This window comes from Kribbella sp. NPDC050281, assembly GCF_040655855.1.
GTDB lineage: Bacteria > Actinomycetota > Actinomycetes > Propionibacteriales > Kribbellaceae > Kribbella.
Window position 1 is genome coordinate 1 of the sequence record NZ_JBFAKS010000059.1, and the last position, 21630, is coordinate 21630.

The 21630-nt window shown below is 68.4% G+C and carries 26 protein-coding genes and 1 pseudogene; 17 read left to right on the forward strand and 10 right to left on the reverse strand.

Annotated elements, in window-relative coordinates; all coding sequences use genetic code 11:
- Together AB0I34_RS40445 and AB0I34_RS40450 are read left to right on the forward strand one after the other, a co-directional pair.
- The coding region (locus AB0I34_RS40445) for a universal stress protein (protein ID WP_360456708.1) at window positions 1-395 on the forward strand (395 nt) is incomplete at its 5' end.
- A gap of 5 nt (window positions 396-400) precedes the next feature.
- Window positions 401-892: a hypothetical protein gene (locus AB0I34_RS40450; protein WP_360456711.1), complete on the forward strand. Its 492-nt coding sequence runs from the start codon at window positions 401-403 to the stop codon at window positions 890-892.
- Window positions 893-936: 44 nt separating this feature from the next.
- On the opposite strand, the gene AB0I34_RS40455 is transcribed toward AB0I34_RS40450, so the two are convergent.
- Window positions 937-1212: a DUF1876 domain-containing protein gene (locus tag AB0I34_RS40455; RefSeq protein ID WP_360456714.1), complete on the reverse strand. Its 276-nt coding sequence runs from the start codon at window positions 1210-1212 to the stop codon at window positions 937-939.
- Window positions 1213-1367: 155 nt separating this feature from the next.
- Between AB0I34_RS40455 and AB0I34_RS40460 the strand changes: the two genes are divergently transcribed.
- Complete coding sequence (locus tag AB0I34_RS40460; RefSeq protein WP_360456717.1) at window positions 1368-1568, forward strand: hypothetical protein; 201 nt, start codon at window positions 1368-1370, stop codon at window positions 1566-1568.
- Window positions 1569-1909: 341 nt separating this feature from the next.
- Window positions 1910-2419 carry a flavodoxin domain-containing protein gene (locus tag AB0I34_RS40465; RefSeq protein WP_360456720.1) on the forward strand — a complete coding sequence of 170 codons (510 nt, stop codon included), beginning with the start codon at window positions 1910-1912 and terminating at the stop codon, window positions 2417-2419.
- A gap of 102 nt (window positions 2420-2521) precedes the next feature.
- Here AB0I34_RS40465 and AB0I34_RS40470 read toward each other — a convergent pair whose 3' ends face one another.
- Genes AB0I34_RS40470 through trxA form a run of 3 tightly spaced genes read right to left on the reverse strand, consistent with a single transcriptional unit; the run spans window position 2522 to window position 3548 of the window.
- Window positions 2522-2785: a metal-sensitive transcriptional regulator gene (locus tag AB0I34_RS40470; RefSeq protein ID WP_360456723.1), complete on the reverse strand. Its 264-nt coding sequence runs from the start codon at window positions 2783-2785 to the stop codon at window positions 2522-2524.
- A complete protein-coding gene (locus AB0I34_RS40475; protein ID WP_360456726.1) occupies window positions 2785-3186 on the reverse strand; it encodes a DUF302 domain-containing protein in 402 nt (133 codons plus the stop codon). Before AB0I34_RS40475 ends, AB0I34_RS40470 begins: the two co-directional genes overlap by 1 nt.
- The gene (trxA, locus tag AB0I34_RS40480) at window positions 3186-3548 is read right to left on the reverse strand and encodes a thioredoxin (RefSeq protein WP_360456729.1); all 363 of its coding nucleotides are present in this window, start codon (window positions 3546-3548) and stop codon (window positions 3186-3188) included. The genes AB0I34_RS40475 and trxA overlap by 1 nt, the downstream gene beginning before the upstream one ends.
- A 107-nt stretch (window positions 3549-3655) precedes the next feature.
- Between trxA and AB0I34_RS40485 the strand changes: the two genes are divergently transcribed.
- Both AB0I34_RS40485 and AB0I34_RS40490 read left to right on the forward strand, forming a co-directional pair.
- Window positions 3656-5086, forward strand: a complete 1431-nt coding sequence (locus AB0I34_RS40485) for an MBL fold metallo-hydrolase (protein WP_360456732.1) — start codon at window positions 3656-3658, stop codon at window positions 5084-5086.
- Complete coding sequence (locus tag AB0I34_RS40490) at window positions 5083-5313, forward strand: hypothetical protein (protein ID WP_360456735.1); 231 nt, start codon at window positions 5083-5085, stop codon at window positions 5311-5313. Before AB0I34_RS40485 ends, AB0I34_RS40490 begins: the two co-directional genes overlap by 4 nt.
- Before the next feature lie 217 nt (window positions 5314-5530).
- Here AB0I34_RS40490 and AB0I34_RS40495 read toward each other — a convergent pair whose 3' ends face one another.
- Complete coding sequence (locus AB0I34_RS40495) at window positions 5531-6610, reverse strand: DUF2157 domain-containing protein (protein ID WP_360456738.1); 1080 nt, start codon at window positions 6608-6610, stop codon at window positions 5531-5533.
- A 62-nt stretch (window positions 6611-6672) separates the two neighbouring features.
- On the reverse strand, window positions 6673-6993 hold the full coding sequence (locus AB0I34_RS40500; protein WP_360456741.1) for a DUF3048 C-terminal domain-containing protein: 321 nt from the start codon (window positions 6991-6993) through the stop codon (window positions 6673-6675).
- 272 nt (window positions 6994-7265) lie between these two features.
- Here AB0I34_RS40500 and AB0I34_RS40505 point away from each other — a divergent pair, with 272 nt between their 5' ends.
- Window positions 7266-7967, forward strand: coding sequence for a hypothetical protein (locus tag AB0I34_RS40505; RefSeq protein WP_360456744.1), 702 nt, complete (start codon window positions 7266-7268; stop codon window positions 7965-7967).
- A complete protein-coding gene (locus AB0I34_RS40510) occupies window positions 7942-8391 on the forward strand; it encodes a universal stress protein (protein WP_360456747.1) in 450 nt (149 codons plus the stop codon). Before AB0I34_RS40505 ends, AB0I34_RS40510 begins: the two co-directional genes overlap by 26 nt.
- Here the strand turns inward: AB0I34_RS40510 and AB0I34_RS40515 are convergent.
- Window positions 8354-9355: a hypothetical protein gene (locus AB0I34_RS40515; RefSeq protein WP_360456750.1), complete on the reverse strand. Its 1002-nt coding sequence runs from the start codon at window positions 9353-9355 to the stop codon at window positions 8354-8356. The two genes, AB0I34_RS40510 and AB0I34_RS40515, sit on opposite strands and share 38 nt — an antisense overlap.
- A gap of 329 nt (window positions 9356-9684) precedes the next feature.
- Here AB0I34_RS40515 and AB0I34_RS40520 point away from each other — a divergent pair, with 329 nt between their 5' ends.
- The 6 genes and pseudogenes from AB0I34_RS40520 (at window position 9685) to AB0I34_RS40545 (ending at window position 16388) form a co-directional block, all read left to right on the forward strand.
- Window positions 9685-10437: a glucose 1-dehydrogenase gene (locus AB0I34_RS40520; RefSeq protein WP_360456753.1), complete on the forward strand. Its 753-nt coding sequence runs from the start codon at window positions 9685-9687 to the stop codon at window positions 10435-10437.
- A gap of 325 nt (window positions 10438-10762) precedes the next feature.
- On the forward strand, window positions 10763-11257 hold the full coding sequence (locus AB0I34_RS40525) for a GyrI-like domain-containing protein (RefSeq protein ID WP_360456755.1): 495 nt from the start codon (window positions 10763-10765) through the stop codon (window positions 11255-11257).
- Between the two features lie 36 nt (window positions 11258-11293).
- Window positions 11294-13807 carry a cation-transporting P-type ATPase gene (locus tag AB0I34_RS40530; protein WP_360456757.1) on the forward strand — a complete coding sequence of 838 codons (2514 nt, stop codon included), beginning with the start codon at window positions 11294-11296 and terminating at the stop codon, window positions 13805-13807.
- Window positions 13808-13951: 144 nt separating this feature from the next.
- A pseudogene (locus tag AB0I34_RS40535) lies at window positions 13952-14062 on the forward strand (sigma 54 modulation/S30EA ribosomal C-terminal domain-containing protein); the annotation flags it as partial.
- 211 nt (window positions 14063-14273) lie between these two features.
- Window positions 14274-15350 carry a YbhN family protein gene (locus tag AB0I34_RS40540; protein WP_360456760.1) on the forward strand — a complete coding sequence of 359 codons (1077 nt, stop codon included), beginning with the start codon at window positions 14274-14276 and terminating at the stop codon, window positions 15348-15350.
- 261 nt (window positions 15351-15611) lie between these two features.
- Window positions 15612-16388 carry a hypothetical protein gene (locus AB0I34_RS40545; protein ID WP_360456763.1) on the forward strand — a complete coding sequence of 259 codons (777 nt, stop codon included), beginning with the start codon at window positions 15612-15614 and terminating at the stop codon, window positions 16386-16388.
- Window positions 16389-16419: 31 nt separating this feature from the next.
- Here AB0I34_RS40545 and AB0I34_RS40550 read toward each other — a convergent pair whose 3' ends face one another.
- From AB0I34_RS40550 to AB0I34_RS40560, 3 genes are read right to left on the reverse strand one after another with little or no spacing between them, the layout of a single operon-like run.
- A complete protein-coding gene (locus AB0I34_RS40550) occupies window positions 16420-17580 on the reverse strand; it encodes an ABC transporter permease (RefSeq protein WP_360456766.1) in 1161 nt (386 codons plus the stop codon).
- Window positions 17577-18743 carry an ABC transporter permease gene (locus AB0I34_RS40555; protein ID WP_360456769.1) on the reverse strand — a complete coding sequence of 389 codons (1167 nt, stop codon included), beginning with the start codon at window positions 18741-18743 and terminating at the stop codon, window positions 17577-17579. Before AB0I34_RS40555 ends, AB0I34_RS40550 begins: the two co-directional genes overlap by 4 nt.
- Before the next feature lie 2 nt (window positions 18744-18745).
- Window positions 18746-19726 (reverse strand): ABC transporter ATP-binding protein, encoded by a 981-nt coding sequence (locus AB0I34_RS40560; protein WP_360456771.1) that lies wholly within the window; start codon window positions 19724-19726, stop codon window positions 18746-18748.
- A 222-nt stretch (window positions 19727-19948) separates the two neighbouring features.
- Here AB0I34_RS40560 and AB0I34_RS40565 point away from each other — a divergent pair, with 222 nt between their 5' ends.
- The 3 genes from AB0I34_RS40565 (at window position 19949) to AB0I34_RS40575 (ending at window position 21610) form a co-directional block, all read left to right on the forward strand.
- The gene (locus AB0I34_RS40565) at window positions 19949-20161 is read left to right on the forward strand and encodes a DUF1918 domain-containing protein (protein WP_360456774.1); all 213 of its coding nucleotides are present in this window, start codon (window positions 19949-19951) and stop codon (window positions 20159-20161) included.
- Between the two features lie 115 nt (window positions 20162-20276).
- Window positions 20277-20744, forward strand: a complete 468-nt coding sequence (locus AB0I34_RS40570; protein WP_360456776.1) for a pyridoxamine 5'-phosphate oxidase family protein — start codon at window positions 20277-20279, stop codon at window positions 20742-20744.
- Window positions 20741-21610 carry a universal stress protein gene (locus tag AB0I34_RS40575; protein WP_360456779.1) on the forward strand — a complete coding sequence of 290 codons (870 nt, stop codon included), beginning with the start codon at window positions 20741-20743 and terminating at the stop codon, window positions 21608-21610. The genes AB0I34_RS40570 and AB0I34_RS40575 overlap by 4 nt, the downstream gene beginning before the upstream one ends.
- Window positions 21611-21630: the final 20 nt, after the last annotated feature.

Sequence of the window (21630 nt, forward strand, 5' to 3'; positions counted from 1 at the left end):
ATGGCAGCCGAGGAGATCGGCCTTCCCGCAACGTCAAGGAGATCCGCATGAACGCCAAACCCGTTGTCGTGGGCATCGATGGCTCGCCGGCCGCGCACGTCGCGATCAGGTGGGCGAGCGCCGAAGCCGCGTCGCTGCGCACCCGGCTGCGACTGATCAGTGCCGTCCCGGCAGCCACGATCCTGGTGCAGGCGTCTGGTGACGCGGACCTGCTGGTGATCAGCAGCCGCGGTCTCAGCCCGGTGGTCGTCGTACGACCCGATCTCGGCACCGAGCTGCACAAGATCACGGAGGCCGAGCTACGTGAGGCAGTACATGCGCGCCACGATGCCGAGCTGATCCAGATCACCGGCCACCCGGTGGCTATCATCCCCGCCGCCACCACCGGAGGCTGATCCTCGTGACCACGCAATCCGCCACGTCCACCGATTCGGCCGGTGTCTACCGTGCGATCCACTGGGGTTTCGTCGCGCTGTTCGGATCAGGGGCCGTGATTCATTTCGTCCTGGCCCTGACAACCCCGCAGTCTTACCGTCCGTTCGCCGACGGAGCGCTCTTCGACTGGGTGTACCACGGCTGGCAGAACGTCTTCACGGCCCACCCGACGCTGTGGGCCTTGCTCCTCGCCGTAGCCGAACTGACCATCGCCATACTGCTGGTCAAGAGCCCGCGCACCGGTTACCTCGCGGTCATCGCCTTCCATCTCGCCCTGATGTGCTTCGGCTGGGCTTCTGGCTCTGGTCCGTGCCAGCCCTGTGCCTCGCGCTCCCAGCGACCCGGCACGCCTTCCGGGTCGAGCGGTAGCGCCAATGTGAGTGGTTTCTTCGTCCTGCTGAACTCCGGCCGGATCCCCCGCCCCAAGAAGTCCGTCCCTCCGGCATCCGGGTCATGAGCACGGCCACCTGCGGCAACAGGCCAGCCCTCTCCGGCCTCCGCTCAACCCTGCAGGTGAATGTGCTCGTGAGTGACCTGCTCGATGTCGGACGTGGCGGCGTCGAGCAGCGCGTGGGCAAGGCTCGACAAGGCCCGCGCAACGGCGAGCTCGTCGCCGATCTCGGCGATGTCGGTGTCGTTCGGATTCCGGCGGGCGGCACCCCGGCCGATCAGATGCGTCTCGTCGTTCGTGCGCAGCCGGGCTTCCGCGCGGGTGGTCCGCTCGTCCTCGTGCTCGTCGATGAAGATCTCGACGCTCCAGTGCCTGCTCGCGATCATGATGCTCGCCCTCCCATCGATGGACCCCTGTAGTGCCATGCTCCGAAGGCGCCGGGGTCCGCGCCAGGGCCGTCAGGTCCACCTCGGCGGGAACTTGTGCCCTTCCGTGCGACCACAGGCGGGCGTGTGCTGGAGGTGCAGGAAGGGAGCCGACCATGAAAGACATCGACAAAGCACGCACGCAGCGCGACGCGCAGCGCAACGTGGCCGGCCGAGCCACTATCGGGTCGTCCCGATTCGAGCAGGCCATGCTGCGCTACCTCGGCGTCGAGCTCTACAAGGAGCGCCACCGCCGCGCCAACGCGGCCGACGAAGCGGACGCGGAGCGGCCGACCGATCAGCGCCCTGCCCACTGACGCGGAGGGCATCTGCGCTCAGTTCACCGGCGGGTTCGAGTTGGCTGTTCGACGTACAGGCGATCACCGCGACGCGGCCGATGCCCTCATTGCCAGGAGTAGGCCTCTGAGCGACTTCCTCTGGGTGTTCTGTCCCTACAGCTGCGCCACGATCTTCGCCGTCGGGCGCTTATGACGCTACCGATACGACAGGTTCGCTGGACCCACCGGCCGCTGACGGACCATCCGACCCTGGCGATCCGGGTCCGAGGTCTCTGCAGGGCGAGCATCGGCCGATGCACGATCAGATCATGGGTACTTCGGCTCCGGCCTGTCCGCGTGCTGAAGGAAGGAGATGGATGATGTCCAAGAAGGTATTGGTTGCCTACGCCACCAAGATGGGTTCGACCGGGACCATGGCAGCGGTCATCGGCTCGGAGCTTCGCGCCGCCGGCCACCAGGTCGATGTCCACGAGATCGGCGCCGTCCTGGCCGTCAGCGAGTATGACGCCGTCATCGTCGGCAGTGCGATCTACCAGGGCCGTTGGCGCCCCGAGGCCGTCCGCTTCCTCCGCGACCATGAGCGGCAGCTCCGTAACCGCCGGGTCTGGCTCTTCCACAGCGGTCCGATCGGCCGCAGCAAGAGCCAGGATCAGCCCACCCCACCCGACGTCGCACGGCTGGCACGCCTCATCGAGGCAGCACCGGTCAAGACCTTCGCCGGCGAACTCCAGGCCGATGCGATCACCGAACGCCTGTCTCGCCAGGCCGAACTCGACCACCTGATCGGCGACTCCAGGGACTGGCCGAAGATCCGCGCCTGGTCCCGCGAAGTCGCCACCGCCCTGCAGACGGCGCGAGTACAACCTTGACCGTCCGCGGCGGGTACCGTTCGATCCCGATCCCGGTGGCCTGCTGGTCCTGATCGCAGCCGTCGGCTACCTCGTGCGGGCGCGGACATCGACTGTTGGCGGTCAGGCGAGGGCGAGGAAAAGTTTTTCCATCTTTTTGAGGTCGGCTTGGCCTGCGGCTGACTCGTCGGCCAGGCATTGCTGCAGTCCGGTGGCGATGATCGCGAAGCCTGCGCGGTCGAGAGCCTTCGAGACGGCGGCGAGCTGAGTGACGACCTCGTCGCACTCACGTCCTTCCTCCAGCATCCGCAGGACGCCGGCGAGTTGCCCCTGCGCGCGCTTGATGCGGTTGATGACCGGGGTCATCTCAGCGGGTTCCAACTGCATCAGTTCTCCTGTTCCACAACGGCAAGGGCGGCGGCGAGACGTGTCCTCGCCTCGGCCGCGACGTCATTCAGTGTCGTCGTGCCCGCGAGGCCGATCATCGCGGAGGGATCGAACGCTTCGACCACCGTGGTCTCCGCATCGACCGAGCGGACAACGACGTTGCACGGCAGCACAGCCGCGATGGACGGCTCGGCCCGCAGCGCCCGGTAAGCCAGGGCCGGCCTGCAGGCACCAAGGATGATCTCAGGCTGTACGTCGACGTCGAGCTTGCTCTTCAACGTCGCCTTGAGATCGATCTCGGTCAGGATGCCGAAGCCTTGGCCGGCCAACGCATCACGAACAGCCGCGAGAGTGCGATCGTACGGCCGGCGCACCGTCGACGAGAGGGTGAAGGCAGTCATCAGGCGCTCCGCTGCTCTGCCTCGGCGCGAGCCTTCTCGAGATCGAGCTCACGCACCGCGGTGATCAACTGCTCCAACGCCGCCGCAGGCAACGCACCTGGCTGCGAGAAGACCAGATTGCCTTGTTTGAAGGCCATCAGGGTCGGGATCGAAGTGATCCGGGCGGCCGCTGCGAGCGCCTGCTCGGCCTCGGTGTCGACCTTCGCGAAGACGATGTCGGAGTGGTTCTGAGATGCGCTGTCGTAGACGGGCGCGAACATGCGGCACGGACCGCACCACGCCGCCCAGAAGTCGACCAGGACGATGTCGTTCCCGGTGATGGTCTTGTCGAACTCGGCTGCGGTCAGGTCGATGGTGGCCACGATGCTGCTCCTTCGGACGTGGAGTGTCCTCGACTTGAGGATACCCCCGGGGGTGTCTACAGTGGAGAACGACAATACCCCCCGCGGTATTCCGGAGGTCAGGCATCGTGACACAGCAAGCCCTGCCCGCCACGGCAACGGGCGCGCCCACCGATCAGGCACGGACCGTGCACGGGCTCACTGTCATTGCGATCGACACGCCGTCCCTGGGCGATCGCAGCTACGTCGCTCACGACGGCGAGGTCGCGTTCGTCATCGACCCGCAGCGGGACGTCGACCGCATCCTGACCGCCCTGTCCGACGCCGCCGTACAGCTCACCCACGTGTTCGAGACCCACATCCACAACGACTACGTGACCGGCGGCTTCGCCCTGGCTCGGCACACGGGCGCCCGGTACGTCGTCAACGCCGAGGACGATGTCTCGTTCGACCGCACCCCGATCCGCGACGGTGAAACCGTCCGGATCGGACGAATGCGCGTCACCGCACTGGCCACACCAGGTCACACCTTCACTCATCTCTCGTATGTGCTCTCCGACGCCACCACCAAGGAGCAGATCGCCGTGTTCTCGGGCGGTTCGCTGCTGTACGGATCGACCGGTCGACCTGATCTGCTCGGCGACGATCACACCGCGGACCTCGTCCGGCATCAGCACGCCTCTGCGCAACGACTCGCGGCGCTCCTGCCCGACGACGCGGAGCTCTACCCCACCCACGGCTTCGGCTCCTTCTGCTCGTCGACACAATCCGCTGCGAACGCCTCCACGATCGGCGTCGAGAAGACGTCCAATCCGGCGCTCACCCGGGACGAGGAGACCTACGTGCAGGAACTCCTCGGTGGACTCGGCGCCTATCCGGCGTACTACGCTCACATGGCGCCGCGGAACTCGGCCGGCCCGGAGAAACCCGACCTGTCCCTGCCCGCCAAGGCCGACCCCATCGAGCTCCGGCGGCGGATCGAGGACGGCGAGTGGATCGTCGACTTGCGAACGCGGACCGCCTTCGCCGCCGGGCACACTCCCGGCTCGCTGAACTTCGGTCTCGACGGAGCCTTCGCCACCTATCTCGGCTGGCTGATCGTGTGGGGCACACCGGTCACCTTGCTGGGCGAGACCGCCGATGACGTCGGGCGGGCACAACGAGAGCTGGTCCGGATCGGCATCGACAGCCCGGCCGCGCACTCCACCGGAGGTCCGGCGCTGTGGACCGACGGTGAGCTGGCGTCGTTCCCGCTCGCCACTTTCGCGGACCTCGACCACGCGCTTAGGCACCGGCCGGTCGTCGTACTCGATGTACGCCGTACCGAGGAGTGTGTGGCCGGCCGTATCGAAGGAGCGGTCAACGTTCCACTGCACGAACTCTTCGCGCGACTTGACGACGTACCGGCCGGCGAACTGTGGATCCACTGCGCCCACGGCTATCGAGCCTCCATCGCCGCCTCGATTCTCAGCGCGGGGGGACGCCGGCTCGTCGCCGTCGACGACGCCTTCGACAACGCGTCCGAGACCGGCCTGCCACTCGTCAGTGGGCAACCGTGACGGTGCTCCTCACCGTGGCCGCCGGGATGCTGATCGGCCTCAGTCTCGGTGCCCTCGGCGGTGGAGGGTCGATCTTGACCGTTCCCGTGCTCGTGTACCTGCTCGGCCAGAGTGCCGCGGCGGCAACACAGGCTCGCTCGTCGTCGCCTCGGTGGCTGGCGGAGTCGTCGGCGCTCGCCTGGCGCCGCGAGTCAAGGCAACCACCCGTCATCTCTCCCATCGTTTGACCCACCACCCCGAGGAGTCCTCATGTGCAGAGCAGTCACCTGCAAGACCTGTTCCAAGATCACCTGGTCCGGTTGCGGTATGCACGTCGACCAGGTTCTGGCTTCCGTACCGCCATCTGCCCGCTGCCCCGGCCATCCCGAAGGCAACCGCCAAGGTCTCCTGTCCCGCATCCTCGGCCGCCGCTGACCTGGCTCGAGACTCCGCGCTCCTGGTATCTCAGGTGATGCCCAGGACGATGATGGCGGTGGTCACTGCGACGGCGACAGCAACGCTCGCGACACGGGCGGTCTCGGCGGGAATGACGCCGTAGTCGCGGCGCACGACCCCGGTCTGCGGGGTCACGCCGCGCCGTCGGGCGATCCAGATCGCCACCGAGACCAGCAGGCCGCCGGCGACGAGCAGCGCGATCGCGGCGGCGACCTCGCCGGGGAACCACTCGTTGATCGCGATCGGCAGGAACTGCAGAGCACCCCAGGCACCGAGCGCGAGCACGAGCAAGTCGCGCGCCAGGACTGCCAGCACGACCAGCGCGGTCACGGTGGTCAGCGCCACTACGATCCCGCCGTCGCCCGGCATTGTCATGCCGGAGCCGATCATCAACCCGAACCCACCGAGCAACAACGCGGTCCAACGCGGCAGCACGATTCCACCCCAGCCCAGCACGAACCAGATCGCCCCGACACCCCAGATGGCCAATCCTGGCAGTTGGCCCTCCCGCGCGTGGAACTCCGCCGCCGCGGCGCCCGCCGCACCTGCCAGTCCCGCGACCACAGCCGCCTGCTGCAGTGCCGTCGGCAACCGCCACCACAGCGCCGCGGCGAGCGCCGTCACGCCCACGAAGACAAACAGTGCGAGGTCTTCGTCGTACCAACCGAGCACCTCATCACCGAACAGGCCAAGGAGGCCGGCTGTGGCGACCGTTGCCCCAAGCCACAGTACGGCGTGCATCCGGGTTCCGGCCCGGCCGAGTCGCTCGGGTACGGCGAACCCGGCCAGCAAGAGCGTGCCGGCGGCCCCGCCGATGATGATCAACTGGCCGACGGTCGACAGATCGTCCCAGTACTCCGAAGCCAGCAGCAATGAAGCGACGACGATCAGTACACTGCCGAGGTAGCCGAGCGCTTCGATCGCGAGCGAAGCCTGTCGGTGTTCGGTCTCCGGTGACGCAGGCGGCATCGACGGGCCGACATCCGCCCGCATCCGCGCGGCTTGTTCGGGCGTGATCACACCTGCCGCGATCCAGTGCTCGAGCAGAGCCGGCAGGTCAGCCGGAGGTTGCACCAGGGAGTGCCTCATAGCACCACGATTGATCGGCCTTGTCCGGCTGCCCAGGGCCGAATGTCACCTACCTGCCAGACCTACGGGCTGCTCGGCGCGATCTGGACGGACATGCCGGTCAGCAAGCACTCGACCCAGGTGTTTCCAGGTGCCAGCAGCAACGGCTTGCCGTCCAGAGTGGTGAAACTGAATGGTTCGTTGACCCCGCGCTTGTTCCAGCGCCCGTCGACGACCGTGCCTCCGGTGAACAGCTGCACCGGTCCGGCCGAGTCGACGAGATCGAGAATCGTCATCGACGGCTTCGCCTGCCGGAAGCTGGTGTCGCGGTCGGCCGTCAGCACGAGCACGTTCTGAGCGGACACGTGAGGCGATGCGCCGACCACTTCTCGGCACGCAGCCACCGGCCGGAGCTTGCGTCGTAGCGCCAGGTGGCAGCCGCTGAGCCGCCGTACCCCACGGTCACCGATCCAGCGATCCGACCGCTGCCCTGGGCGGTGGACCAACCGACGTCCGCGGAGTAGCTGAAATAGGGCGCAAGCGGAGCACGCTGCGGTCCGTCAACGGCCGCGATGAGCCGAAAGGCCCCGGCGACCCGGGACGCTTGCCGCTGGTAGCCGCTTCGCGACGGCCACAGGCTGGGAACACGCGAAGTTCTCCCGGCGAGGAGGCCCTGATGCTCGACGAGCAGCTGACGACCGAAGCGCTCGGCGTGCTGCTCGACGCCGCCACCGATCCCGACCGCGGTGAGTCCGGACGCTCCTGGCGACTCGAGGTGAACGGCCACCTGCTCGACGTCTATGTGGACGGATCACACCCCCTGCCGACCGCCGATCCGGCCGCGCGGGGTCTGCGGATCGCAGCCGGAGTCGCGGTCTTCGACCTGCGCTGTGCGGCCGCGTCATTGAGCTTCGACAGCTGGTTCAGCCTGTGCCCGTACCGGCACGACCCGGATCTGCTCGCGCGGATCGTGATCGAACCGACCGGCCTCCCCGATCAGGAGCTGCGACAGCTGTACCGCGCGATCCGCTCACGGCACCTGACCCGGCCACCCGCTGGACCGGACAACGCCGTCCAGCTCGCACTCGCCCGGGCTGCAGAGCTCGAGAACACCAAGCTGGGGTGGCTTTCCGTCTCCTTCGCACCGCTGGCTGTGCTGTCCACCGACCGCGATGAGCGCTCGGACCAAGTCGCGGCAGGCATCGCCTTGGAACGCATCCTGCTCACCTCCATCCGACATGACGTCGCGGCGACGCACCTGCCCCAGCCGATCCGCCGACCTGAGCTGCGTCGCTGCGCTCAGGAATTGACGGGAACCTCGGGTTTCGCCCAGACATTGATCCGGTTCGGCCGTGCCCCGGCCGGCGACCAACTCTGAGCCTCAGGGACAAGGAGACCGACCATGTCGACAGAGCCCGCCCCCAATCATCGTCGGGTACGACGGTTCGCCGGCGAGTCATGACGCGTTGCACTGGGCAACAGTCGCAGCTGTCCGGGCGACGGCACCATTGCGCATCGTCGAGGCCTTCGAACTGGTTGTCTACTCACGTCCGTCGCCGGGCCGAGTCGTACCGCTCCAGGCGCTGCATACAGCCCGCGAGAGAGGACTCAGCGCGCTCGCCGAGGGCATCCGCCTGCAGCGGCCCGGGCTGACCGTTGAATCGGTTCTCGCCGGCGGCTCGGCCGCGGAAGCCCTGCTCGCCGAAGCCGAGCACGCCCGCCTCGTCGTGAACAGCCGGCTCCAATCGGGGTCGGCTCACCCGTTCACTCCTGCCCGGCGGCCGCGTCGTCGGGCATCGTGACGTCGGCGAGCGGGCGGCGTGGCGTCGGCGGAACCGGCGGACCGTAGCCGAATCGGATGACGGACTGCGGACGGAGCTCAGGGTCGAGGGGGTCGTCAAGCTCGCGGCGGAGGTCCTCGTGTTCGATCACCTGGTTCAGCAGCGAGGTCGACACACCGTGAGCCGTCGCCTCGAGGAGAACACGTTCCAGGGCCTGGCCGGCGCGCAACCATTCCGCCGGCCCGTCGTATCGGGTGGACAGCACCGCGAGTTGCGGCTCAGATTCGAAGAGGGCCATCGGCCGCGTCGCGTCGGCCGGGGTGGCAGCAAACTCGCGCACCACCGCCTCGCCTCCCGCGGATCTGGGTCCGAGTGCAGTGGACGGGATCCCGTCAACGTCCCTGTCACCGCCGGCCCACCGCCGCCGCTCCGCGGTCCGCAGCGCATCGTCGTCATCGGTCGCCGCCGCCTCGTTAGTTGCCATTCGCAACCACCATCGCCGGAGCGGGCGGTCGAGCCACTGCAGCTCGGCGCCCTCGATCCGAGCACTGAGCACGAGTTCCGCCCGAACCTGGCCAGGCAGTCGCTGGCCGGTGAACGGCTGCCGGTTCGTCCGGCGGTGGATCAGGCACGGCGCCAGCAGTTGGAGCTGGCCGGAATGCGGTCCGCCCAGCTCGACCACGGCCACCAGGTCCGGCCGCTGCCGGTCCGTCAGCTGACGGACCTGCGAGCCGTACCCACGGGCAGCCGCTTCGACACGCAGGTTGAAGATCGCCGCGCCCAACGACAGGAACAGCATCCGCCGATCCGGGTCCTCCGCCGGGAGCTCGCGTTCCTTGTCCCGGTACACCTCGACCACCCAGCCCTGGAATCGGAATCGCCAGGGCTGTGTGTTGTGCATGGACGGTGCGATCACCGCCGCCCGCAGCATCGCGTCCCGATCTCTTGTCGAGAGCTCGATCATCGGACTCACCGCCTTCAGCACGTGACCACCTCACTTCGACCGTCTCCCGTCATCGGCGCGGTCAGCAGAGGCGTCGTGCCCGAAGCACCAGGACCTTCAGCCACACGCCCGGACCTCTCGACCGGAATCGCCGGCGAAGCGCCCAGGGTCAAGTCGGCACGCCATCCACGGCCTGTTCGAGGTCGAGGTCACGCCTACCCGCTCGGCATTGTGCCTTCCGAGTACCGGTGCAGTGAAGTCAGCCGGCAGTAGGGCCTATCGGCAACCAGCACCGAGACCTCCGGCCCTGGGGCGGACAGGAACGCGGTCAGACAGTTGGACGTGTAGCTCAACGAAGGAGGAGGACGACAATGGGCAGGCTTGACGACCGGGTTGCGCTGGTGACGGGCGCGGCGAGCGGGATCGGGAAGGCAACCGCATGGCGGCTCGCCGCAGAGGGCGCCGCCGTACTGGTGACGGACATCGCGGTCGAGGCCGGCGATGCGCTGGCAGAAGCCCTCCGGGACTCCGGGGCACGTGCAGTCTTCGTCCGGCACGACGTCGCCAGCGAAGCGGACTGGGAAACCGCCTGCGCCAAAGCCGCCGACGAGTTCGGCGGCATCGACATCCTCGTCAACAACGCCGGCATGGGGGACCTCGCCACGATCGAGGAGACCAGCCTGAAGGACTGGCAGCACACCATCGACGTCGACCAGACCGGCGTCTTCCTCGGAATGCGCACGGCCGCGCCGTACCTGAAGGCCTCCGGACACGCGTCGGTGGTCAACATCAGCTCGATCTTCGGTACCAGCGGCGGATTCGGTACGTCGCCCGCCTACCACGCGGCCAAGGGCGCGGTCCGCACTCTGACCAAGAACGCCGCTCTGCATTGGGCAGCCGAAGGCATCCGGGTGAACTCGATCCACCCCGGCTTCATCGACACCCCGATCCTCGACAGCGCCCGGGACACGCCGTTCTGGGACGTGATGACGCAGCTCACGCCGATGGGCCGGCTCGGCCGGCCGGACGAGATCGCCGCCGGTGTCGCCTACCTGGCCAGCGAGGACGCCTCGTTCGTCACGGGCCTCGAGCTCTACATCGACGGCGGCTACCTGGCCCGCTGACGTGAACAGGTCGGTGTGCGGGCCTGGTGACCGCTGACTGCGTCAACTCTGCAGGCGAAGGTGTTCGCTGGTGATCTGCTCGATGTCGGAGGCGGCGGCGTGGAGTAGTTGGCGAGTCGGTCAGCTTCCCTGCAGTCACTACGGTGTCGCGCCGCCAGGGCGGCAGACAGGGCCGAACGTCCCGGCCCGCCAGACGACAGGCCACGCAACGACGGGTCTGCCCTCGGGACCTTCGACTCTGTGTCGTGCAGCCCAACGCAGCCAGAGTCGAATCATGAGACCGCCGCGTGCGTACCCCGCGATGCCCCGTCACCAGGGAGGAGCCATGCGCGCCATCCACCGCCCCGAGTCACGCACCGTCCCCGAGCAACCAACCGCTGTTGTGCGGTCGACCCTGCGCCACGGCGAGCTGGGCGACTGGGTCGGCCCCGCCTTCGACCAGATCGCCCACTACCTGCACCGCCACGGTGTCGCGTCCTGCGGCTTCCCCTTCGCGCGCTACCACCTCCGGCGGGACGGCAGCTTCGAGGTGGAGGCCGGGCTACCGGTCCCGGCCCCGATCGTCGGTGACGCCCGGGTCCGACCGTCCAGCTTGCCGGGAGGCCATGTCGTCGCGGTCTGGCACATCGGTCCCTACGAACAACTGGGTACGGCGTACCAGGCGCTGACCGACTGGCTGAAGACCGAGCACGGCGTCCGCACCAGCGACCCGTGGGAGGTCTACCACGGTCCCGCCCGTCGCGACCCGCAGTCCTGGCGCACCGAAGTCATTCAGCCGTTCGCCCTGGCCCGGGCCGAAGCCAACGCCGGTGGGTCGTAGTACGCCCGTCCCGCCACAACTACCAGGAGATCCCGGATGAGTGTCCAGCTGACCGTTCCCCGCGGCCTGACCGATGTCGGGGCCGCGCAGCAACTCGCCGAACACGGACGCAATTCGATCGCCTCTCCCAGACCTCCCTCTCCGGTCTTCCGCGTGCTGGCCCAGTTGCGGGATCCGATGATCCTGCTTCTGCTGGGCGCAGCCGTCCTCACGGTCGCGCTCCACGACCTCACCGATCTTGCGGTCATCCTCATCGTGATCGTGCTGAACACCACGGTCGGTGTGGTGCAGGAGCTGAGGGCAGAACGGGCGCTGACCGCTCTGAACCAGCTCGCCGCACCACAGGCGACAGTTCTGCGTTCCGGCCGTACGACGGTGATCGCCGCGGCGGACGTCGTACCAGGCGATCTGGTCCTGCTGGAAGCCGGCGACATCGTGCCGGCGGACCTCGAGCTCAGCGGCGCCGTCCGTCTACAGACCGACGAGTCGGCCCTGACCGGTGAGTCCGTCCCGGTCGAGAAGGACTCCGGAAATGAGGTGTTCTCCGGCACGGTAGTGACGCGTGGCCGGGGTTCCGGCGTAGTCACACGGACAGGGCCGGACAGCGCGCTGGGCCGGATCGCCGGGCTGATCTCCAGCCAACGTCCGCGTCCGACGCCGCTGCAGGTCCGCCTCAGGTCGCTCAGCCGCATCCTCAGCATCGTCGCACTCGGGCTGTCCGGCGTCGTCGCAGCAGCCGGACTGCTCCGAGGCCTTCCAGCAGCCGACATGATCGTCACCGCGGTCAGCCTGACCGTGGCCGCCGTACCCGAATCCCTGCCTGCGGTCGTCACCCTCGCGCTGGCCATCGGTGCTCACCGGATGGCCAAGCGATCGGCCGTCGTACGGCAGCTGCCTGCTGTGGAAACACTCGGATCGGTCACCGTGGTCGCCGCGGACAAGACCGGCACCCTGACCGAAGGGGTGATGCTGGCCGAGCGCACCTGGACCGAGGGCGGCGAGTTCATTGCCAGTGGCAACGGCTACTCCCCCGTCGGCGGCCTGGTCCCACTCGGAGACGCCGAACCGCCGACAACGCTGCTCCGGGACATCGTGCTGTGCAACGACGCCGACCTTCGGCCGCCCGGACCGGACCAGCCAGACTGGCTGCCGCTCGGCGATCCCACCGAGGCAGCCCTGCTGACGCTGGCCCACCGTGGCGCGACCGATCCGGCGCCACTCCGAGCGGCCTATCCGAGAATCGGAGAGATGCCGTTCGACAGCGTCCGCAAGCGCATGACTACGTTCCACCGGATGCCCGGCGTCGACGGCGAACTCGCTGTCGGAAAGGGCGCACCCGAGGTCATGCTCGATCCGGCAGTCACGCCGGACGGTGACATCGACACAGCCCGGGCGGTCGCTGCAGAACTGTCGGCGGACGGCTACCGCGTGCTCGCGGTCACCGACCGGATGTTGCCACCTGGCACCAGCCGTACCGAGGACGGCATGCGACTCGTCGGCTTGGTGGCACTCACCGACCCGGTCAGGCACAACGCCCCGGAGGTCATCACCTCCTTCCGCCAGGCAGGAGTCGAGCTCCTGCTGATCACCGGTGACGCCCCCGGCACCGCGCAGGCAGTCGCCGAGCGGGTCGGCCTGCACACCGACGCAGTCGTGACCGGCGCCGACATCGACGGTGGCGCCGATCCAGCGTCCGGGCGCGTATTCGCCCGGATCCGGCCGGAGCAGAAGCTCGACATCGTGCAGGCCTGGCAGCAGCAAGGGCACGTGGTCGCCATGACCGGTGACGGAGTCAACGACGCTCCCGCACTGCGGCGAGCCGACATCGGCGTCGCGATGGGCAAGGACGGCACCGAGGTCGCCCGGCAGGCGGCGGACTTGATCCTCACCGACGACGACCTGGGCACAGTGGTCGCGGCGATCGAGGAAGGCCGCCGGATCTACTCGAACGTGCGCACCTTCCTGCGCTACGCGCTCAGCGGCGGGCTGGCCGAAGTCCTGGTGATGCTGATCGGCCCGCTGCTCGGACTGGCGGCACCGCTGCTGCCCGCCCAGATCCTCTGGATCAACATGCTGACCCACGGCCTGCCGGGCGTCGCCATCGGCGCCGAGCCCGCGGATCCGCAGGCGATGCGGCGTGGTCCGCGTTCACCGGACGAACAGGTCCTTGGTGCGGGCCTTTGGCAACGAGTTGCCTGGACCGGTGCACTGATCACTGCGGTGACTCTCGCCGCCGCCCTCTGGGCTCGCTCGATCGGAGCACCCTGGCAGACGATGGCGTTCATCGTTCTCGGCGTGGCCCAACTGGGTGTCGCGATCGCACTGCGCAGGCCCCGCCCGGACGGTGAGCGCCGGCTGCGGTTCCTCGACGTAGCTGTCCTGGGCGCACTTGTAGCCCAGGTCGGACCGCTGTTCGTACCGCCACTGCGCGACCTGCTCAGCCTACAGGCGCTGTCTGTATCCGAGCTCGCCGTGGCCGTCGGCTTCGCGATCCTCCCCGGCCTGGTCGTGGCAATCCGCCGCGTCCGCAAGACCAGGCGGCAGCCATGATCGAAACCGGCATCCGCCCGCCTGAGCCACCCGGCCTACTGGAGACGGCAGCGCAGCACGCGTCGACCGCCGTGCCGATCGCCGGTCCCGACGAGCCGGCCGGAGAGGTACTGCGTGGGCTGAGTCGCACCGGCGAAGGAGCGCCTCGAGGTCACCACCGATCGTTTCCTGTTCTACCGCGACCCGACTGACGACCGGGCCCGGGTCCTCTATCGCCGGTACGACGGCCGCTTCGGTCTGCTGGTCGCGTCCTGACCAGCGCTCGGCTCCTAACGTGGCAGGACTTTCGGTCGCACGAGTGGGGCCGGGCGGCTCTGCACCACGGTGTGCCGGTAGGAGACGCTCGAATGGGCCGGTCTGCCGGCCCGGGCACGAAGGGACCGCATCATGAACCTCCCCGACAGCATGAAGCGGGCGATGGCTCGTCAGGCCGAGCCGGCGCCGGGCACGACCGACTACACCGTCCATGGCTCGCCCGGCGTCACCGGCCGCTGAGCGGGCGACCCCGCCGTCCGCGAAGCCGGCACGGAAGGGCTCGACCCTGCTCGCCTGGCTGCGCAGCGCCGCCGGGCTGCTGTTGCTGATCGCGGTGGTCGACTACTTCGTCCTTCCCAAGCTCGCAGGTACACAGGAGTCACTGCACCTGATCGGCGACATCAGGCCTTGGTGGGTTGCCGTGGGCATCCTTCTGGAAGCTGCCAGCCTGGTCTGCTACTCGCTGTTCACCCGCAGCGTGCTGCGCGACAGCCCGTTGCGATTCAGCTGGATCCTCCGGTCCGATCTCACCGGCTTCGGCGTCAGCCACGTCGTCCCGGGCGGTGGAGCCACCGCGACTGCGCTGCGCTTTCGGCTGCTGGTGTCGGGCAATGCGAGTGTGAAAGACGTGACGGCCGCGATCGCCGCCGAAGGTGTGGGCGCGTGGCTGTCACTCGCGGCGGTGTTCTGGGTGGCTCTCATCCCGGCGGTGGTGCTGTACGGTCCGACCGCGCTCTACCTGATCGTCCTGCTGAGCGGAGCGGCGACAGCGCTCTGTGCGGCAGTGGCGATCCGGGAGCGGTCTCGGCTGGCCGAGCCGGCCAAGCGCGCCTTCCGATTCGCCCTGCACAGGTTGCCGCGCAGACTACGGCCGCGGGCGCAGGCGGTGGCGAACCAACTGAAGGCGCTGCTCACCGACCGAGACGTGCGATCGGCCTTCGTGCTCTGGCCGACAGCGAACTGGCTGCTCGACGCGGCGGCTCTGTGGGTGTTCCTGGCCGCCTACGGACACGCGATGGAACCGGTCGCTCTCCTGCTCGCCTACTGCATCGCCTCTCTGCTGGCCATCCTGCCGTTCACTCCCGGCGGGCTCGGCATCATCGAAGGAGTTCTCATCCCCGGCCTGATTGGCTTCGGGGTCCCCGGCGGGGTCGCCGTACTCGGTGTCGTTTCCTGGCGCCTGTTCCAGTTCTGGGCGCCGATCCCAGTCGCCGGTCTCTGCTACCTGTCCCTTCGAACACCAGGCTGGCGCGACAGGATCCCCGCCCGGACTCCACATCGAACTTGACGGACTACGACGAAGCCCGGTGGGTCCACGGTCACGAGTCTTCATCTTGCTCACCGGGCAAACCCCAGTTGTACGTCGCCGCGCTCGGCTGCTGGAAGGACCTGGGCGGCTGCATCACCTTCCTCAGCAATGGGAGTCCAACATGACGAGCAACAGCCCTGACCAGCTCCCGGGCATCGATCCGGGACGACTGGGCCGGAGGACCCGGCGGATGTGGATCGCGGTCGTCGTCGCGGCGGTCACGAGCATCGCTTGATAGGCGTGCTGGCTGTGGTGTTCCTTCGTGACTCGGGTTCGGAGCCTGGGACCGCGCCGCCTCCGTCGGCGAGCGCCACTCCATCCGCCGGCGCGTCGCCGACACCGACGACAAGCGAACCGTCACCGGGACCCACCACCACGAGGCGAACACCCAGCCCAACGGTACGGCCGTTCGCCTACCAGCCTCTTTGGCCGTTCAGCTCGGCCGCCGCGGCAGCCGCGTGGCAGCGGAGCTACCGCGCGAGTGGACATCAGCCCTGGCACCTTGACGCCGAGCAGACGGCACTGTCGTTCACGACCGGCTACCTGGGCTTCACCGAGGTCGACCGGATCGTGTCAACCTCGGTCATCGGTGACCAGGCGCGGATCGGCGTCGGCTACCAGGGCGAAGGGCGCGCCAGTCTGGCCGCGATGCTGCACCTCGTGAAGCTCGGTCAGGGGCAGGATGCGCCATGGGAGGTCGTCGGCACCATCGACAGCACCCTCACCCTCGATCGCCCCCGGTACGGCGCGAAGGTGAGCTCACCGATGACGGTCGGCGGGCGGATCACCGGCGTGGACGAGTCCATCCGCGTCGCGGTACGCCAATTGTCGTCCGCCGAGCCGATCGGCACATTCTGCTGCGTTCCGGCCGGGGGTGACCGGCAGCCTTGGTCGGCCCGCGTGGCGTTTGCCGGCGCGGCCGACCCGGCACTCACGATCGTGGTCTCCACCGGCGGGCACCTTCAAGACGTGGAGCGCTTCGCCATCACCGCCGTACGCGGCGCCGCCACCAGTTGACCGCACCCGTCCATCGGCGGGACCGACGGGGTCAGCTGCTGAGTCTGCGTTGGAGAACGGTCGAGGCCAGGACCAGCATCCCCAGGGCGAATCCGGCCAGAACCGCCGACTCGGTGCCGATGTCGTTGATGTCACCCGCGCGGGACAACACGGTGATCCAGGCGTCCACCGCCCAGGCGTGCGGTGTCGCGTGACCGAGTGTGCGGACCGTGTCCGGGACGATCTCGAGGGGCCACATGCAGCCGCCGAGCATGGCGAAGGCGATGCCGACGACCGGCCCGATCGCCGACGCCTGGTCCGGCGTCTTGAAGACGGCGCCACTCAGCATCCCGGCACCGGTGCCCACGAGGGCCCAGGTGACGACCAGTGCGATCGCCGCCGGCAGGTTGCCCCAGGCGACGCCGAACAGGAGTGAGCCGGTTCCGATGATCAACGCCGACTGCAGGAGCGAGAACGTCAAGCAGCACAGGCCCTCACCAAGAATCAGCGTCCGCGCGCGGACTGGTGCGGCCAGCGCTCGTTGGTGGATCCCGAGCTGGCGGGTCTGCACGATCGCGGCTCCGCCTGCCAGAGCATTGATGAACACGAACAGCACCAGCATCGTCGGTGCGCTGTACCCGAACCCCAGTGGCAGGTAGTCGCTGCCACTGGCCACGTTCTCTGTCTTCACCGCGATGCGAGGAGTCGCCTGCTGCAGAGCAGTGGCCCTGGGCAACTGCTCCGCGATAGTGCTGTCAGTCGTCCGGGCCGCGAAGGCGGCCGCCTGGACCCGCTCGGCATGCCGCGCCACCGCGGCGGAGATCGCGGAACGTACGGCGGCCTGCGTCGACTCCGCGCCACCGGCCAGCACGGGAATCGCCAGATCGTCGCCACTCAGCAGCCTCGTGTCCAGGTCTGCCGGGACCAAGACCACCGCGTCGAGCTCGCCGCGTCTCAGCGCCGTACGGGCGGTCTCCTCGTCCGTCAGGGTACGGACCGGCCCCACCGTCGCGAGGTCCTCGACCAGAGCCGCCGCAAGGGGTTGGCCCGAGCCTTGCCCACTGAGCACACCGATCCGGAAGCCGCCCGGGTTCTCGACCACGGTGCCGATGATCGCGATGACGAGGATGGGCAGGAGCACGATGAAGAACAGCGCCGTCCGATCCCGGAGCATCCGGCGCAGGGAGGCGCCGGCCACGGCAAGTGCGGTCATGACGCAGCCCTCCAGCGGCCTATGACCGCAGCCAGCACGCTGGTCGCCGCCGCCATGCCGAGGATGGCGAGAACAGGTCGGACGGCGCTCGTCGCGGCAGCACCCGTGGCGAGGTCGGTGAAGCCCCGCAGGGCCCAGCCGTTGGGTGTCAGCAGAGCCAGCTTGCGCAGGATCTCAGGCGCTTGGCTGATCAGTACGAAGTTCCCGCCGAGCAACAGCAGAGTGAAGGTGATGATCATGGCGGTCCCGTCCGCCTGCCGCTCCGTCCGCGACACCGCAATCACCAGCGCGGTCAGTGCGACCAGAGCCGCCGACATCGCCATGATCAGGGCGAAGGCCGGGATCGGAGAACCCCACTGCGCGTCGAACGCCATGGAGGTCACCACGGCCAGACTGGTCAGACTGACAACGCTGTAGGCGAACGCGGCGAGTGACTTGCCGAGCAGTACGGCGCCTCGACCGACCGGCGCGGCGCCGATCCGCTCGAGCGTGCCGGCCCGCTGCTCGGCGAAGAAGCCGTGGGCCGTGAATCCGATAGCGAACAGCACGAACATGATGCCCATCGCGGGTGCGTAGTAGCTGGCCGTCGTCAGCTGCCGGTAGCCGGTTGGCCGCTCCTCGACGGACTCAGGCAGTCTCAATCCGGCCACTGCTTTGGCCAGCTCTTCGGTCCGGGCCGGCGACACACCAGCGGCCAGCGCTGCGTGCACCGAGAGCCTGTCGGCGTTGAGCTGTGCGATGTACGCGTCGGCGATTGCTCGGGCGACCTGGGCCTGCAGCGGGTTGTCCGGGCTGCCGAGAACAGTAACGCCCACCGGTTCGTCACCGATGGCCGCCGTGCTGAAACCCTTGGGGATGACCAGGCCGGCGCCGACCTCGCCGTCGTCCACCAGCTGGCGGGCTTGCTGCTCGTTCTCGGTCGGCTTGACGGTCAGCACGTCGGACAGCTCGGGACTGGTGAGCGCCGTGCGCAAGGCGACGGCGATCTGGCCGCGATCGTTGTCCACCAGCGCGACGTCGGCGTGAAAGGCCTCCACCGAGGAGAAGGCGAAGCTCATCAGGCCGGCGACCAGAATGGGCGCGACGAAGCCGAGGACAAGTGCCGACCGGTCCCGGAAGCGCTGGCGCAGGTCCTTGGCGGCGATCACGAGTGCGGCGGGCACGATCACTCCCGCAGGGCGGTGCCGGTCAGGTGCAGGAACACCGCCTCCAGGTCGGGCTCGGCCACCTCGACCGATCGGACCGGCGTACCGATCCGCTCGGCAGCGTCGAGGACCGCGGGCAGCACGCGGCGCCCGTCGCGGGCGAGCAGCTGCACCTGGCCGTCCTTCACATCCGCACCGTCGATCCCTTCCAGGATGCGGCAGCGATCTGCCAGGACGCCGAGGTCGCCAGTGGCGGAGAGCTGGATGCGGTCGTGCTCGCCCAGCTTCGCCACCAGCTCACGACGGGTGCCCTCGGCAACCAGATGGCCGTGGTCGATGATGCCGACCCGATCGCACAACCGCTCGGCCTCTTCCATGTAGTGCGTGGTGTAGAGCACCGCCATCCCGGCGGCGCCGAAGGACCGGACACTCTCCATCACGGCGTGCCGGCTCTGCGGATCCACACCTACGGTCGGCTCGTCCAGGACCAGCAAGGTTGGCTCGTGGAGCAGCCCGGCGCCGATGTTGAGCCGCCGCTTCATCCCGCCCGAGAACGACTCGACCCGATCGCGCCCTCGCTCTGACAAGCCGACCAACTCCAGGACCTTGCCGACCCTGTGGTTCAGCGCCTTGCCGTGCAGTCCGTAGAGGCGCCCGAAGAAGCGCAGGTTCTCCCGCGCGGTAAGATCGGGGTAGAGCGCGATCTCCTGCGGCACATAACCGACGTACCGCTTCGCCGAGGTGTCCGTCGTGCTGACGCGGCGGCCCGCGATTACGACCTCACCGGCGTCCGGTCGTAGCAGGCCACAGACCAGGCGGATCGTCGTCGTCTTGCCGGCGCCGTTCGGCCCAAGCAGCCCGTACGTCTCCCCCGCCGCGATCTCGAAGCTGACATTCTCGACCGCGATCCGGTCCCCGAACCGCTTGCCGAGCTGCGACGCGACCAGCGCCTGCGCAGCAGTCGGACCTGCTTCGGCAGCAACGGTCTCGACAGCTTCCATACGTATACCCTCGCCTCCCGACCTGCCTTCGCAGCAGGGCCGACGGTCCCGTCCTGCGGAGCCGAATGCGCCATCGAGGCCGCAGGTCCTCGTCGCGCAGGCGCGTGACATGGGGCCATTCGGACCTTGACGGAGGGAACTTGGTCCCTGCTCGACACGCTCAGCCGGTGCTGTGCTGGGTTTGGGCCCGATGGCGGGCTGTCAATCGGAGGGAGCGGGACGATGAAGGCAGCACCGGGTGATTGGCTGATGATCGAGGGCACCCACCTCAGCGACCGCAAACGGCACGGACTGATCCTGGAAGTGCACGGTCCTGACGGCTCTCCGCCGTACCTCGTCCGCTGGGACGACACCGAGACCGAAACCCTGGTCATCCCGAGCACCGGGGCCCACATCCTCACCCCTGAACAGATGAAGCAAACCCACAGCAACTGATCCAGACATCACGGCGGGGGATTTCATGGACACGGTACAACTCACGGCACCCGTGCTCGGGCGGACAGTGGCCGATGTGTGCTGATTACACAAGGCTTGGACTGGAGGAGCGATGATGGCAGCGACCGATCAGCCGAGCGGCGGAGATCTCGCCGGGCGCGTCCGCCGCCGCCGTGGAGTGCTGGGTCTTACCCGGGAAGAGGTCGCCGCGCGGGCCCGGATGGACACCGGCTACCTTGCCCACGTCGAGCACGCTCCAGTCGCCCTGACCACGGACGCCCTGATCCGTCTCGCCGACGCACTCGACACCACCATCTCCGGTCTCCTTGGCGCGGACTCCACTCGCCCCCATGATCACCGCCGCACCGCGCTGCACCTGATTGTCGATGAGATGCGGGAGCAGGAGAGCCTGCACCCGATCAAATCCGGCGGCATCGGCAGGATCGCGTTCGCGTCCGCCAGACGGCTGACCGTCGTACCGGTGAACTTCACCGTCCACCACGGCGACATCGTTTTCCGGACGGCGGCGACGAGCGCGATCGGACAGTACGACGCGGGCAAGGTCGAAGGCGTCCGATCATGACGCCCAGCATCGTCGCCGGGTACGACGGTTCGCCGGCCAGCGAGACCGCGGTCTGGTGGGCGGCGGCCGAGGCTGAGCGCCGGCACGCGAACCTCCGGGTGACCTACGCGGTGCCCTTGCCGCTGAGCAACGCTCCGCTGGGGATCCCGTCCATACCGCTGCCGACCGATCTGCTGCGTGATGCGGCCGAACACCTGGTGGCCGAGCTCGCCCAGCGGATCCGCGGGACACATCCGCAGCTCTCCGTCGACGCCGTCGTGACCTTCGCCGGCGCCGCGCAGGCTTTGTTGCGGGAAGCAACCAGCGCCGTGCTGGTCGTGGTCGGCTCACGCGGGCTCGGCGCGTTCCGGGATCTGGCGATGGGATCGGTATCCGCGCACGTGGCGACACACGCGACCTGTCCCGTCGTGGTCGTTCCACCACAGTGGCAGACCGGCCGGCGGACCGGCGAGATCGTCGTCGGAGTCGACGGATCGAAATGCTCGCTGGAAGCCATCGAGTTCGCCTTCGAGCGGGCGCAGGCACGGCAGGCGACGTTGACGGCGGTGATGGCCTGGCATGACCCGGTGAGCACCGGTCCGAAGGATCCGCTGCTGTACATCTACGACGTCGACGCTCTCGAGGAGGAGAGCGCGGCGCTCCTGGCCGAATCGATCGCCGGTCACCGGGACAAGTTCCCAGACGTGCTGGTGCGCGAGGAGCTCGTCCGCGGCATCGCCCGCGACGTACTGATCGCCGCAGGCAAGGCCGCCGAGCTACTCGTGGTCGGGTCCCGGGGCCGGGGCGCGTTCCGTGGCCTTCTGCTCGGTTCGACCAGCCGAGCCCTCGTGCACCACCCACCATGCCCGGTCGCGGTGGTGCGCTGACGCAAGCTTCAGGAGATGAC

Excerpts from the sequence above, each read along its gene's own strand:
- AB0I34_RS40455 (WP_360456714.1), bottom strand. The coding sequence starts at position 1,212 with ATGATCGCGAGCAGGCACTGGAGCGTCGAGATCTTCATCGACGAGCAC.
- AB0I34_RS40460 (WP_360456717.1), top strand. The coding sequence starts at position 1,368 with ATGAAAGACATCGACAAAGCACGCACGCAGCGCGACGCGCAGCGCAAC.
- AB0I34_RS40465 (WP_360456720.1), top strand. The coding sequence starts at position 1,910 with ATGTCCAAGAAGGTATTGGTTGCCTACGCCACCAAGATGGGTTCGACC.
- AB0I34_RS40470 (WP_360456723.1), bottom strand. The coding sequence starts at position 2,785 with ATGCAGTTGGAACCCGCTGAGATGACCCCGGTCATCAACCGCATCAAG.
- AB0I34_RS40475 (WP_360456726.1), bottom strand. The coding sequence starts at position 3,186 with ATGACTGCCTTCACCCTCTCGTCGACGGTGCGCCGGCCGTACGATCGC.
- AB0I34_RS40495 (WP_360456738.1), bottom strand. The coding sequence starts at position 6,610 with ATGAGGCACTCCCTGGTGCAACCTCCGGCTGACCTGCCGGCTCTGCTC.
- AB0I34_RS40505 (WP_360456744.1), top strand. The coding sequence starts at position 7,266 with ATGCTCGACGAGCAGCTGACGACCGAAGCGCTCGGCGTGCTGCTCGAC.
- AB0I34_RS40520 (WP_360456753.1), top strand. The coding sequence starts at position 9,685 with ATGGGCAGGCTTGACGACCGGGTTGCGCTGGTGACGGGCGCGGCGAGC.
- AB0I34_RS40525 (WP_360456755.1), top strand. The coding sequence starts at position 10,763 with ATGCGCGCCATCCACCGCCCCGAGTCACGCACCGTCCCCGAGCAACCA.
- AB0I34_RS40530 (WP_360456757.1), top strand. The coding sequence starts at position 11,294 with ATGAGTGTCCAGCTGACCGTTCCCCGCGGCCTGACCGATGTCGGGGCC.
- AB0I34_RS40540 (WP_360456760.1), top strand. The coding sequence starts at position 14,274 with ATGGCTCGCCCGGCGTCACCGGCCGCTGAGCGGGCGACCCCGCCGTCC.
- AB0I34_RS40550 (WP_360456766.1), bottom strand. The coding sequence starts at position 17,580 with ATGACCGCACTTGCCGTGGCCGGCGCCTCCCTGCGCCGGATGCTCCGG.
- AB0I34_RS40560 (WP_360456771.1), bottom strand. The coding sequence starts at position 19,726 with ATGGAAGCTGTCGAGACCGTTGCTGCCGAAGCAGGTCCGACTGCTGCG.
- AB0I34_RS40565 (WP_360456774.1), top strand. The coding sequence starts at position 19,949 with ATGAAGGCAGCACCGGGTGATTGGCTGATGATCGAGGGCACCCACCTC.
- AB0I34_RS40570 (WP_360456776.1), top strand. The coding sequence starts at position 20,277 with ATGGCAGCGACCGATCAGCCGAGCGGCGGAGATCTCGCCGGGCGCGTC.
- AB0I34_RS40575 (WP_360456779.1), top strand. The coding sequence starts at position 20,741 with ATGACGCCCAGCATCGTCGCCGGGTACGACGGTTCGCCGGCCAGCGAG.